At 73.8% G+C, this 13,264-nt stretch carries 9 protein-coding genes; 8 read left to right on the top strand and 1 reads right to left on the bottom strand.

Annotation, left to right across the window (positions count from 1 at the left end):
* Positions 1-67 precede the first annotated feature (67 nt).
* From ADL22_RS05790 to ADL22_RS05775, 4 genes are all read left to right on the top strand, one after another.
* Positions 68-1,462, top strand: coding sequence for a class II fumarate hydratase (locus tag ADL22_RS05790; RefSeq protein WP_066974326.1), 1,395 nt, complete (start codon positions 68-70; stop codon positions 1,460-1,462).
* Between the two features lie 480 nt (positions 1,463-1,942).
* The gene (locus ADL22_RS05785; RefSeq protein WP_066974328.1) at positions 1,943-2,566 is read left to right on the top strand and encodes a DUF402 domain-containing protein; all 624 of its coding nucleotides are present in this window, start codon (positions 1,943-1,945) and stop codon (positions 2,564-2,566) included.
* Positions 2,567-2,809: 243 nt separating this feature from the next.
* Positions 2,810-3,493, top strand: coding sequence for a class I SAM-dependent DNA methyltransferase (locus tag ADL22_RS05780; RefSeq protein ID WP_066974325.1), 684 nt, complete (start codon positions 2,810-2,812; stop codon positions 3,491-3,493).
* An 87-nt stretch (positions 3,494-3,580) separates the two neighbouring features.
* The gene (locus ADL22_RS05775) at positions 3,581-6,100 is read left to right on the top strand and encodes a SpoIIE family protein phosphatase (protein ID WP_066974324.1); all 2,520 of its coding nucleotides are present in this window, start codon (positions 3,581-3,583) and stop codon (positions 6,098-6,100) included.
* Between the two features lie 91 nt (positions 6,101-6,191).
* Here the strand turns inward: ADL22_RS05775 and ADL22_RS05770 are convergent, their stop codons facing one another.
* A complete protein-coding gene (locus ADL22_RS05770; RefSeq protein ID WP_066974323.1) occupies positions 6,192-8,525 on the bottom strand; it encodes a transglycosylase domain-containing protein in 2,334 nt (777 codons plus the stop codon).
* Positions 8,526-8,807: 282 nt separating this feature from the next.
* Here ADL22_RS05770 and ADL22_RS05765 point away from each other — a divergent pair, with 282 nt between their 5' ends.
* The 4 genes from ADL22_RS05765 to ADL22_RS05750 are packed head-to-tail and all read left to right on the top strand — an operon-like array spanning position 8,808 to position 13,185.
* Complete coding sequence (locus ADL22_RS05765) at positions 8,808-9,758, top strand: SPFH domain-containing protein (RefSeq protein WP_066974322.1); 951 nt, start codon at positions 8,808-8,810, stop codon at positions 9,756-9,758.
* Positions 9,755-10,084 carry a hypothetical protein gene (locus ADL22_RS05760; RefSeq protein WP_066974321.1) on the top strand — a complete coding sequence of 110 codons (330 nt, stop codon included), beginning with the start codon at positions 9,755-9,757 and terminating at the stop codon, positions 10,082-10,084. Before ADL22_RS05765 ends, ADL22_RS05760 begins: the two co-directional genes overlap by 4 nt.
* A 42-nt stretch (positions 10,085-10,126) precedes the next feature.
* Entirely contained in the window at positions 10,127-10,804 is a 678-nt protein-coding gene (locus tag ADL22_RS05755; RefSeq protein WP_066974320.1) for an ABC transporter ATP-binding protein, read from the top strand.
* Positions 10,801-13,185, top strand: coding sequence for an FtsX-like permease family protein (locus ADL22_RS05750; RefSeq protein ID WP_066974319.1), 2,385 nt, complete (start codon positions 10,801-10,803; stop codon positions 13,183-13,185). Before ADL22_RS05755 ends, ADL22_RS05750 begins: the two co-directional genes overlap by 4 nt.
* Positions 13,186-13,264 lie beyond the last annotated feature (79 nt).

The following is a 13,264-nucleotide window of genomic DNA, read 5'->3' as shown; positions in this document are numbered from 1 at the left end:
GTCGCAGGTAGGTGACTTCGGGGGTGGGGTCGGGAACAGATCGTCGGGCGGGGGCACTGTCATAGGTATGAGCGAAAACAGCGCATTCAGGATCGAGCACGACTCGATGGGTGAGGTGCAGGTGCCCGCGCATGCGAAGTGGCGGGCGCAGACCCAGCGGGCCGTGGAGAACTTCCCGATTTCCGGGCAGCGGCTGGAGCGGGCGCACATCGAGGCGCTGGCGCGGATCAAGGGGGCCGCCGCCAAGGTCAATGCCGAGCTGGGGGTGCTGGGCAAGGAGGTCGCGGAGGCCATCGCGGAGGCGGCGGCCGAGGTGGCCGAGGGCCGGTGGGACGAGGACTTCCCGGTGGATGTGTTCCAGACCGGCTCGGGGACGTCCTCGAACATGAATGCCAATGAGGTGATCGCGACCCTGGCAAGTGAGCGGCTGGGGCGGGAGGTGCATCCGAACGACCACGTGAACGCGAGTCAGTCCTCGAACGATGTGTTCCCGTCGTCGATTCATATCGCGGCGACGTCGGCGGTGCTGAAAGACCTGATTCCGGGGCTGGAGCATCTGGCGGCGGCGCTGGAGCGGAAGGCGGAGGAATTCGCCGAGGTGGTGAAGTCCGGGCGGACGCATTTGATGGACGCGACGCCGGTGACGCTCGGTCAGGAATTCGGCGGGTACGCGGCGCAGGTCCGGTACGGCGTCGAGCGGCTGCGGGCGTCCCTGCCGCGCCTGGCCGAACTCCCGCTGGGCGGTACGGCGGTGGGTACGGGGATCAATACGCCGCCCGGGTTCTCGGCCGCGGTGATCGCCGAGGTGGCGCGGGCGACCGGGCTGCCGCTGACCGAGGCGCGCAACCACTTCGAGGCGCAGGGGGCGCGGGACGGGATCGTGGAGCTGAGCGGTCAGCTGCGGACCGTCGCGGTGGGGCTGACGAAGATCGCCAACGATCTGCGGTGGATGGCGTCGGGGCCGCGTACGGGGCTCGCGGAGATCAATCTGCCGGATCTCCAGCCGGGTTCGTCCATCATGCCGGGGAAGGTCAATCCGGTGATTCCGGAGGCGGTGCTGATGGTCGCCGCGCAGGTCACCGGGAATGACGCGACGGTGGCGGCGGCCGGGGCGGCCGGCAATTTCGAACTGAATGTGATGCTGCCGGTGATCGCGCGGAATGTGCTGGAGTCGGTGCGGCTGCTGAGCAATGTGTCGCGGCTGCTGGCCGACCGCACGGTGGACGGGATCACCGCGAATGTGGGGCGGGCCCGGGAATACGCCGAGTCGTCGCCGTCGGTGGTGACACCGCTGAACAAGTACCTCGGGTACGACGAGGCCGCGAAGGTCGCCAAGCGGTCGCTGGCGGAGCGGAAGACGATCCGGGAAGTGGTGGTCGAGAGCGGATACGTCGAGCGGGGGCTGCTGACGGAGGAGCAGTTGGACGAGGCGTTGGATGTGTTGCGGATGACGCGTCCGTGAGTGCGGGCCCTGAGTCCTGAGTTCGGGGACCTCAGTCCTGAGTTCGGGGTCCTCGAGTCCTGAATTCCGGGCCGAGCGGGCCCGGGACGCGAGCCCTCGGCCCGGGGCCCCGAGTCGGCCGCGGGCCGTTTCCGTGCGGCGCAGGTCACCGCGCGGGTCCCGGTCCGCCCCTAAGATCTGCGCATGACAGCGGACATGGTGGGGACGGCGGCGGAAGGCGGGACGGCCGGCAGTGTGGTGCCGGCGGCCGGGGCGGACCCGGCGGCGGAGCGGTGCGCCACGGGTGAACGGCGGACGGCGGGAGCGGTCCCGGGGCCGGGCGCGCCGGCGGCCGGAGTCCCGGTACCGGGCGCGGCACAGCGGCCCGCCGCCACGCCGGCCCCCGCCACATCCGCCCCCGCGGCGTCCGCCACGTCCGCCCCCGCGGCGTCCGCCACATCCGCCGCCCCCGCCCCCACGCGCTGGGCACCCGGCGAGCAGATCCTGTGGCGGTACCGCGACAACGCCGAGCCGGACCGCTTCCACATCTGCCGGCCGGTCACCGTCGTCCAGGACACCGCCGAGCTGCTCGCGGTGTGGATGGCGCCGGGGACGCCGTGCATCAAGCCGGTGCTCGCCGACGGTACGCCGGTGCACCGCGAGCCGCTGGCCACCCGCTACACCAAGCCGCGCCGCACCCTGCGCGACCAGTGGTTCGGCAGCGGGGTGCTCAAGCTGGCCCGGCCGGGCGACCCGTGGTCGGTCTGGCTGTTCTGGGAGAGCGGCTGGCACTTCAAGAACTGGTACGTCAATCTGGAGGAGCCGCGCCGCCGCTGGTCCGGCGGGATCGACTCGGTGGACCACTTCCTCGACATCTGCGTCTATCCGGACCGGAGCTGGGAGTGGCGGGACGAGGACGAGTTCGCCCAGGCGCGGCGGGACGGGCTGCTGACGGACGGCCAGGCGGCCGCGGTCCGGTCCGCCGGACGCGCCGCGGTCGCACAGATCGCGGCGTGGGGCGGGCCGTTCGCCGACGGCTGGGAGGACTGGCGGCCCGACCCGGCCTGGGAGGTTCCCCCGCTCCCGGAGAACTGGGACCGGCAGCCGGAGCGTTTGCTGTCGTGAGGCCGCAAACGCGAAAAGAAGAGCAGGAAGCGAGTGAAGGGGGCGAACGGTGGAAAGGTGCGCCTATGGGCAGAGCTGTTTCCGGCCGGGTGCCAAAGGGGTTCCCGGCGGACGGAACGCGGTAGCCAGCCCCCTTGCTGCGCCCTGGGCGTTCAAACGTAGGATCGTCCTCCGCAAGACTGCACAGGCGCAACTCCAGAACGGGAAAACGAACTTGACCGCGGTCGCAGGAGGGGCGAGGTCGTGAGCGCGAGAAGCTACGACGCGTACGAGGGGCTGAACCGGTTAGCACTGGACCGGGCCGGACAGGCCGAGGCGTTCGACGCGATCGGCGACCAGTACGAGGTGGCCTTTCCGCACAAGGAAGGCCAGATCGCCTCGGCCGACTGGCTGGCCGGCGCGCTGCCGGCCGGGTCGCGGATCCTCGACGCCGGCTGCGGGACGGGCCTGCCGACCGCCCGTCAACTCTCACAGGCCGGTCACCGGGTGGTGGGAATCGACCTCTCCCCCGGTATGGTCAAGCTGTCCCGGGACAACGTCCCGGACGGTGAATTCCACCGGCTGGACATCGCCGATCTGCGCGGTGGCCGGCTCGGCGGCCCGGGTTCCTTCGACGGAATCGCCGCCTATTTCTCCCTTTTGATGATGCCCCGGGCGGAAATCCCCTGTGCCCTGGGCATGCTGCACGACCTCCTGCGCCCCGGCGGGCTGATGGCCCTGTCCATGGTCGAGGGCGATATCGACGACTTCCCCATTCCGTTCCTCGGCAGCACGATCCGGGTATCGGGATATCTGCGGGACGACCTGCGCCGGGTCGTGCGCGACGCGGGATTCGACGTCGTCGGGGAGGACTCGTATGCGTATGCCCCGGCGAGTACGGACGTACCACCAGAAATCCAGCTCTTTCTGCACCTGCGACGCGCTTGAGACGCACCGCGTCAGGCGCGTCCGCCCGTGCGGCGCGCACCGAACGCGGCGCGCCGGCGCCAGCCCCGGACGGATGGAATCCCACGCGTGACGGAGCACCCCCTCTCCCCTGAAGCGCGGCGGTCGGCCCCGACCGCCGCGTCCCCGGCGTCCCCTGCCACGGGGACGGCCGGGACCGCGCCGCCCGGCGGCGTACCCGACCCGCGCAGCGCCCTTCAGCAGTCCGCCGGCGCGCCCGGTCACGAGCCGGCGCCCGGGGCGGGCTTCGCGCTGCGCGGAGGCGACGACCTCGGGCCCGGTGGCGGTGCCCGGGACCGCGTGATCACGGCCGCGGCGGGTCCGCCGGCCGGGCAGGGGGAGACCGAGCCGGCCGCCGACCACGGTCCGGCCGGTGACGGCGCGCGGGCGTACGGCGCGGCCCGCGCGCCCCGCGACAGTTCCTACGGCGTGTACGCCGGGTCGTACGGGGGCTCGTACGACCCGTACGGGGAGGTGGCCATGTCCGCTGAGGGGCGGCCGGGAGGTGTGCCGGAGGCGGAGCCGGGTGCGGAACCGGGCGCGGAGCGCGCGGCGGTCCGCGCGGGCCGGCCGGTGGCGCAGGGCGCGGTGGACCGCGCCGGGGCGCCGGAGCCGGGCGAGGAGCCGGGGCACGCGCAGCCGCGGCCCCGGTCCGGCGGTGAGGGCATCGGGCGGCCGCGCGAGGGCGGTTCGCCGGGCGGTGCGGCGGCGCCCCGGGCGCACGGCGGTGAGCCGGGCGCGGGCGAGGTACCGCCGGCGCCGCCGGGCGCGTGGGGCGGCGGTCCGCCCGGGATGCCGCCCTCGGTGCCGCCCGCGCGCTCGGCGCATCCGGGCGAGAGCGGGGAGAGCCGGGAGGCGGCCGCGGCCCGGCAGGCGAGCGGCGACCGGCTGCGCTTCATCGGCGCGGCGACCCGGCGGATCGCCCGCGGCATAGACCTGGACGAGATCGTGCTGGGGCTGTGCCGGGCGACGGTGCCGACGTTCGCCGACGCGATCCTGGTGTATCTGCGCGATCCGCTGCCGGTGGGCGACGAGCGCCCGACCGGCCCGGTGGTGCTGCGGCTGCGGCGCACCGACCGGATCCCGGAGGAGCCGGACACCAACGGGCTGCGGCTGCCGGTGCTGCCGGCGCAGCCGGATCTGGGCCCGGCGATGGGCGGTTCGGCGGCCGAGCTGTGCGAGGTGCGGCCGGGCGGGCCGCTGGCCGAGGTGCTGCGCGGGGTGCGGCCGCTGTTCGGCGAGGCGCAGGCGGCGCGCACCGCGCTGCCGGAGCTGCTGGGTCCGGACACCCGGCTGCCGGGCGGCCACCGGGTCGTGCTGGCGCCGCTGCGCGGGCGCCGGCGGGTGATCGGCGCCGCGGTGTTCCTGCGCCGCCCGGACCGCCCGGCGTTCGAGCCGGACGATCTGCTGGTGGCGGCCCAGCTGGCGACGCACACCGCGCTGGGCGTGGACAAGGCGGTGCTCTACGGCCGCGAGGCGTACATCGCCGACGCGCTGCAGCGCACCATGCTGCCGGACTCGCTGCCGCAGCCCACCGGCGTCCGGCTGGCCAGCCGCTATCTGCCGGCCGCGGAGACCGCGCGGGTGGGCGGCGACTGGTACGACGCGATCCCGCTGCCGGGCAGCCGGGTGGCGCTGGTGGTCGGCGATGTGATGGGCCACTCGATGACCTCGGCGGCGATCATGGGCCAGCTGCGGACCACCGCGCAGACCCTGGCGGGGCTGGACCTGCCGCCGCAGGAGGTGCTGCACCACCTCGACGAGCAGGCCCAGCGGCTGGGCACGGACCGCATGGCGACGTGCATGTACGCGGTCTACGACCCGGTGGCGCACCGCATCACGATCGCCAACGCCGGGCATCCACCGCCGGTGATGCTGCACCGCGGCGGGCGCGCCGAGGTGCTCCGGGTGCCGTCGGGCGCGCCGATCGGGGTGGGCGGGGTGGACTTCGAGGCGGTGGAGCTGGACGCCCCGGCGGGCGCCACGCTGGTGCTCTATACCGACGGCCTGGTGGAGTCGCGGATCCGGGACGTGTGGACCGGGATCGAGCAGCTGCGCGAGCGGCTGGCCGAGACGGCCCGGCTGACCGGCCCCAATCCGCCACCGCTGGAGCCGCTGTGCGACGAGGTGCTGGACATGCTCGGGCCGGGCGACCGCGATGACGACATCGCGCTGCTGGCCGCCCGGTTCGACGGCATCGCGCCGAGCGATGTCGCGTACTGGTATCTGGACCCCAAGGCGCAGACCGCCGGGCAGGCCCGCCGGCTGGCCCGCCGGGCGCTGGCGCGGTGGGGTCTGGACGAGCTGACCGACCAGCTGGAGCTGCTGGTCAGCGAGGTGGTGACGAACGCGGTGCGGTACGCCGAGCGGCCGGTGACGCTGCGGCTGCTGCGTACGGACGTGCTGCGCTGCGAGGTCGGCGACGATGTGCCGCAGCTGCCGCGGCTGCGCAACGCCCGGCCGTCCGACGAGGGCGGGCGCGGGCTGTACCTCGTCAACCGCATGGCGCGGCGCTGGGGCGCGACGCGGCTGAGCATGGGCAAGGTCGTCTGGTTCGAGCTGTCGATGCCGCCGGGGGCGCGCCGCTGACGGCGGCGGACGGGCGGAACGCGGCGCGGCCCGCACCCTGGTCGACAGGGGTGCGGGCCGCGGTGCGTGGCGGGTCGGCCTCCGGGACGGGTCAGTTGCCGAAGTTCGGCAGATTGCCGCCGCCCGTACCCGTACCGCCGGTGTTGCCGCCGGTGCCGGTGCCGGTGCCTCCGGTGCCGTTGGCGCCGCCCGTTCCGGTGCCGCCCGTTCCGGTGCCGCCGCCGGTGCCCGTGGTGCCGCCGGTGCCGTTGGTGCCGCCGTTCGGCGGGCCGGCGGTGGTGCCGCCGGTGGGCGGCGTGGGCCGGCCGGTCGGGCGGCCGCTGTCCGTGGGGCTGCCGGTCGGCGTCGTCGGGGCCGTCGGGGAGTGGGTCGGGGTCGCCGGGGCCGTCGCGGTGTGGGTCGGGGTCGGCGGGGCGGGCGGCGGGACCGCGGCGCCCATGTCGGTGTCCAGGTCGAAGTCGGCGCCGGCGCCGTCGCCGAGCGCGTTCTCGGTGTAGTCGGCCCAGACCTTCGCCGGGTAGCCGCCGCCGTTGACCCGGCCGCCGCCCCCGGCGCCCTTGAGGGTCACCTGGGCGCCGCCCTGGGGCGATTCGCCGAACATGCCGACCGCGGTGACGAGGTTGGGGGTGTAGCCGACGAACCACGCCGACTTGTTGTCGTCGGAGGTGCCGGTCTTGCCCGCGGCCTTGTAGGCGGTGTTCTTCACCGCGTCGGAGGCGGTGCCGTCGTTGACCACGCCGGTGAGGACGGAGGTGACGGTGTCAGCGGTGGTGCGGGAGAGCACCCGCTCGCCGATCGGGTTCTTGAGCGGGATCTCCTTGTCGGAGCCGTCCTTGCTCTGCACCGCCTTCTTGACCAGGGTCGGGGTGACCTTCTCGCCGTGGTTGTCGAAGGTGGCGTAGACGCCGGCCATCTGCATCGGGCTGGCGCCCATGGTGCCCAGCGTCATGGCGGGCTGGACGTCCATCTTGGCGCCGTTCATGCCGAGGCTGACCGCGGTCTTCTTGACCTGGTCCAGGCCGACGTCGGCGCCCATCTGCGCGAAGACGGAGTTGACGGAGTTGTTGGTGGCCGTCTGGACGGTGATCTTCCCGTAGCTGGCCTGGTCCTCGTTCGGCGGGGCGAACGGCTTGGTGCCGCCGACGACCGGGCGGCGGTTGGTGCCGTCGTAGATCGTGTTGGGGTTGATCGGGACGCCGGTCTGGGTGACCGCGTGGTTCTCCATCGCCGACGCCAGGATGACCGGCTTGAAGGTGGAGGCCGGCTGGTAGTCGGACCGGGTCGCGTTGTTGGTGTAGTGCTTGGGGTAGCCGGCGCCGCCGTACAGCGCCACGACGTACCCGGTCTTCGGGTCCACCGAGGTGGCGCCGAGCTGCACGTCGCGGTCCACCGGGCGCCGGTCGGGCGCGAGGTCGTCGGTGAGCTTGCGCTTGACCGACGCCTCCAGCGCCTTCTGGCGGTTCTTCTCGATGCCGAGGGTGACGGTCCAGCCGCCGGCCTCGAACTCGTTCTCATCGACGCCCTGGGCGAACAGCTCCTGCTTGGCCGCGGCGATGATGTAGCTGGCCTGGCCGCTCGCGCCGGGCAGCGGCTTGGGCGGCTTGGGCACCGGGAACTTCTGCTGGGCGCGCTCGGCCGGGGTGAGCCACTTCATCTCGACCATGTTGTCGAGCGTGTACGCCCAGCGCTCCTGGACGAGCTTCTTGCCGGCGTCCGAGGCGATCGCCCAGTCGTACTGGTTCGGCGCCTGGAGCAGCGAGGCGAGGTAGGCGCCCTGGGCGACGGTGAGCTTGTCGGAGTCCACGCCGTAGTACGCCTGCGCGGCGGCCTGGATGCCGTACGCGCCGCGGCCGTAGAAGCTGGTGTTGATGTAGCCGGCGAGGATGTCGTCCTTCTGGAACTTCTGGTCCACCTTGAGGGAGATCACGATCTCCTGGAGCTTGCGGGAGACCGTCTGCTCCTGGCTCAGGTAGTAGTTCTTGACGTACTGCTGGGTGATCGTCGAGCCGCCCTGCTTGCCCTTGCCGCGCAGGGTGTTGATGATGCCGCGGAGGGTGCCCTTCAGGTCGACGCCGGAGTCCTGGTAGAAGGTCTTGTTCTCGGCGGCGACGAAGGTGTGCTGGACGGCCTTGGGTATCCGGCTCAGCGGGACGGTCTCGCGGTTGACCTGGCCGACGCGGGCCATGACCGAGCCGTCGGCGTACTTGAAGACGTTGCTCTGGAGCTTGGCGTCCTTGTTGCCGGCCGGTACGTCCACGTAGAGGTACAGCCCGATGAAGCCGAGGATCCCCAGCAGGCATACGCCGAGGAAGGCTCCGAGGAGCTTCTTCCAGGTGAAGAGGCGGCGTATGCCGGACTTCTTCCCGTTCTTTCCGGCCCGGCGGGCGCTGCCCTGCCGCGCCCGCCTCGCATCCGCTCGGCCCATCGCTCGTGCAACTCCAGTCGTTCCGCCCCCGGCATAACTCAGCTGTTGAAGCTAACACCGCATCTGTCAACAAATCCTCATCGATCCCGGCTTTCGCCGACGTGACAAAGAGCACGGGGATCGGGTGCAACCTTCAGGCGTCCCAGGTCATGGCCTGGACCGCGCCCGCCCGGCGCGCTAAAGTGCTATCACTTTGCTAGACCAGCGTTAGCACCTAGGACCGCGCGCACTGCGGCGCACATCACGCGCCGCGCGGCGCGCCACACACGAAACGGGGCTCCCATGACCGGAACGACAACCACCACCGCCGCCACCCCGGACACCCCCGAGATGCCGGCCCCGCAGGTCCGCGAGCGGGCCGCGCACAGCATCCCGGGCGGCCTGGCCCTGCTGCTGACCGTCCTGGGCGTCGCGCTCGGGGTGGTCGTGGTCATCACCGGCGGCGTGATCGGCAACGGCGGCAACAACGCGCTCGCCATCCCCCTGGTCCTCGCCGGGATCCTGCTGCTGATCGGCTCGTTCTTCTGCATGACCGGCGTGAAGATGGTCGCGCCCGGCGAGGCCCGGGTGATCCAGCTCTTCGGGCGGTACGTCGGCACCATCCGCACCGACGGCCTGCGCTGGGTGAACCCCCTCACCTCGGCCCGCAAGATCTCCACGCGGGTGCGCAACCACGAGACCGCGGTCCTGAAGGTCAACGACGCCTACGGCAACCCGATCGAGCTGGCCGCGATCGTGGTCTGGAAGGTCCGGGACACCGCCCAGGCGCTCTTCGAGGTCGACGACTTCCTGGAGTTCGTCTCCACCCAGACCGAGGCCGCCGTCCGCCACATCGCCATCGAGTACCCCTACGACGCGCACGACGAGGACGGCCTCTCGCTGCGCGGCAACGCCGAGGAGATCACCGAGAAGCTGGCCGCGGAGCTGACCGCCCGGGTCGAGGCGGCCGGTGTGCAGATCATCGAGACCCGCTTCAGCCACCTCGCCTACGCGCCCGAGATCGCCTCGGCGATGCTCCAGCGGCAGCAGGCCGGCGCGGTCGTCGCGGCCCGCCAGCAGATCGTCGAGGGCGCGGTGGGCATGGTCGAGTCGGCGCTGTCCCGGATCAGCGAGCAGGGCATCGTCGAGCTGGACGAGGAGCGCCGGGCCGCCATGGTCAGCAATCTGATGGTGGTGCTCTGCGGCGACCGCGCCGCCCAGCCGGTCCTCAACGCGGGCTCGCTCTACCAGTGACCGCCGACACCCCCCAGGGTTCCGGCGCGGCCGGCGAACGGCCCGCCGGCCGCCGGCCGCAGCAGCGCAAGCAGGTGCTGCTGCGGCTGGACCCGCTGATCCACGACGCGCTGACCCGCTGGGCCAACGACGAGCTGCGCAGCGCCAACGCGCAGATCGAGTTCCTGCTGCGCAAGGCGCTGGCGGACGCCGGGCGGCTGCCCCGGGGCGCCGGCGGGCTGCCCCGGCGGGGACGGCCGCCGAAGCACCGGGAGCCGGAGGACGGGGCGGGGCCGGGCGCGGGCGAGCCGGGGCCGGGCGCGGAGCCGGGCGCGGGCGGGCCCTGACACCGCCGCAGCGGCCGACGGGCCTGGCGGCCCGCAGCGGCTATACACCCCGGGTATACACCTCGTGTAGAGTCATGGGCGTACGGGCCCACGCCCGCGCTCGACGGCGCGGACTTCTCGATCCACCCCGGCGAGGTGGTCGCCGTCATGGGCCCCTCCGGCTCCGGCAAGTCCACCCTGCTGCACTGCCTCGCGGGGATCATCCGCCCGGACTCCGGCACCGTCCGCTACGCGACGCACCCCCTGTCCGACCTCAGCGACGCCCGGCGCAGCGCCCTGCGCCGCACCGACTTCGGCTTCGTCTTCCAATTCGGCCAGCTCGTCCCGGAGTTGACCTGCCTGGAGAACGTCGCCCTGCCGCTCCGCCTCAACGGCACCCGCCGCAAGCCCGCCGAGCGCCAGGCCCGCGACTGGCTGGAGCGCCTGGAGGTGGCGGACGTCGCCGCCAAGCGGCCCGGCGAGGTCTCCGGCGGACAGGGCCAGCGGGTGGCCGTGGCCCGCGCGCTGGCGCCGCGCCCCCGGGTCGTCTTCGCCGACGAGCCCACCGGCGCGCTGGACTCCCTCAACGGCGAGCGGGTCATGGGCCTGCTCTCCGACGCGGCGCGCGCCACCAGCGCGGCCGTGGTGCTGGTCACCCATGAGGCCCGGGTCGCCGCGTACGCCGACCGCGAGGTCGTGGTGCGGGACGGCGTGGCCCGGGAGATGGCGGGTGCGGCATGAGCGGGACGGTACGGCCCGAGCGGGCCGCCGCGGGCGGACCGCGCGGATGGGTCCGCGATCTGGCGATGGGTGTCCGCTTCGCGGTCGGCGGCGGCCGGGAGGGCTGGACCCGCACCGTGCTGACCGCGCTCGGCGTGGGGCTGGGCGTGGCGCTGCTGCTCGTCGCGGCGTCCCTGCCCACGATCATGCAGCAGCGCTCCGCGCGCGGCGAGGCCATCACCCCGGCGGACACCGGGCGGCCGGTGCCGGCGAGCGCGGCGACGCTGGTCCAGACGCCGTTGGAGACGACGTTCCGGAACTCCACCGTCCGCGGGCAGATGCTGCGCCCGGACGGCGCCCGTCCGGCGCTCCCGCCCGGCGTGGCCGCGCTGCCGGGACCGGACGAGATGGTGGTCTCGCCCGCGCTGCGGGAGCTGCTGCGCTCGCCGGAAGGCGAACTGCTGCGGCCGCGGCTGCCGTACAAGGACGTCGGCACGATCGGCCCGGCCGGCCTGGTCGGCCCCGGCGACCTCGCCTACTACACCGGCAGCGCCACCCTGACCACGGAGAACGGCGGCCACCGGATCGCCGGCTTCGGCGTCCACCGGAACGCCGACCCGCTGGACGCCAGGCTGCTGGCGGTGCTGATCGTCGGCTGCGTGGTGCTGCTGATGCCGGTGGTGATCTTCATCGCCACCGCGGTGCGGTTCGGCGGGGAGCGGCGCGACCGCCGGCTGGCCGCGCTCCGGCTGATCGGCGCGGACGCCCGGATGACCCGGCGGACCGCGGCCGGTGAGGCGCTGTTCGGCGCGGTGTGCGGGCTGGTCGTCGGCGCCGCGCTCTTCCTGACGGCTCGCCAGTTCGCCGACCGGCTCACCGTCTGGGACATCAACGCCTTCCCGTCCGATGTGACCCCGGTGCCGTGGCTGGCGGCGCTGATCGCGGTCGCCGTCCCGCTCGCCGCGGTGGTGGTGACGCTGGTGGCGCTGCGCCGGGTGAGCATCGAGCCGCTGGGCGTGGTGCGCAGCGGCGGCGGGCGGCGGCGCCGGCTGTGGTGGCGGCTGCCGTTCCCGGCGGCCGGTATCGCCCTGCTGCTGCTCAACGGCGGTATCGAGCACAGCCGCTCCACGGCCGGCCCGTACCTCATCGCGGGCGGCGCGACGCTGTTCCTGCTCGGGGTGGCGCTGGTGCTGCCGTGGGCGGTGGACGCGACGGTGTCCCGGCTGCGCGGCGGCGCGGTGCCCTGGCAGCTGGCCGTCCGCCGGCTCCAGCTCAGCGGCGGTACGGCGGCCCGCGCGGTCAGCGGTATCACCGTGGCGGTGGCCGGCGCGATCGCGCTCCAGCTGCTGTTCTCCGCGGTCCAGAGCGACTTTTTGAAGGTCACCGGGCAGGACAGCTCGCGGGCGCAGCTGCAGGCGTCGCTGCCGTCCCACGACATCGGCACGATCCGGCGGACGATCAGCGCGTTCCGGGAGACCGAGGGCGTCCGCGGCGTCATCGCGACCATCGAGGGGACCGCGACCCGCCCCGGGCCGCTGCGCAAGGGCGAGACCTTCGCCCCGACCACCCAGGTCACCGTCGGCGACTGCGCCACCCTGCGGGAACTGGCGCACACCGGCCCCTGCCGGGACGGCGACGCCTTCATCGTCAAGGACCCCAGCGGCCAAGTCGACGGGGCGTACATCGGCGAGACCGCGCGGCCCGGCGCCACCGTGGACTTCGCCTTCCACGACGGGCCGGACGGCGCCGGGAAGCGGCCGCGGCTGTGGACGGTGCCGAAGACCGCCCGGACCGTCGAGGCCCGCAAGGACCCGCGGGGGATGTTCTCCTTCGGCCTGTTCGCCACCCCCGGCGCCCTCGACCCCGCGCTGCTGGAGGAGCCGATGGCCGGCGCCATGGTCAAGCTGGACCCGCGGGTCCCGGAGGCCGTCGAGTACGCCCGCAACACCGCGGCCCGGATCAGCCCGCTGATGTCCGTGCGCACCCTGCGGAACACCGTCCGCGACGGCCAGTACGCCAGCCTGCGGACCGGGCTGACGGCCGCCGCCGGGGCGACGCTGGCGCTGATCGCCGCGAGCATGCTGGTGACGATGGTGGAGCAGCTGCGCGAGCGCCGCCGGCTGCTGTCGGTGCTGGTCGCCTTCGGCACCCGGCGGGCCACCCTCGCCTGGTCGGTGCTGTGGCAGACGGCCGTGCCGGTCGTCCTGGGGCTGGCGCTGGCCCTGGCCGGCGGGCTGGCGCTCGGCCTGGCGCTGCTGCGGATGGCCGGGACGGACGGCCTCGACTGGTCGGTGGTCTGGCCGCTGCCGCTGGCCGGCGCCGCGCTGATCGCGGTGGTGACGCTGCTCAGCCTGCCGCCGCTGTGGCGGATGATGCGGCCGGACGGCCTGCGGACGGAGTGAGCGCGCGGTGGACGGGGCGGGGGGGGGGGCGGGGGGGGGCGGGGGGGGGGGGGGGGGGGGGGGGGGCGGGGGGGAAGCC

It is taken from the genome of Streptomyces sp. NRRL F-4489 (assembly GCF_001509485.1).
In the GTDB taxonomy this organism is placed as follows: domain Bacteria; phylum Actinomycetota; class Actinomycetes; order Streptomycetales; family Streptomycetaceae; genus Streptomyces.
This window is presented reverse-complemented; position numbering and strand designations above follow the sequence as displayed.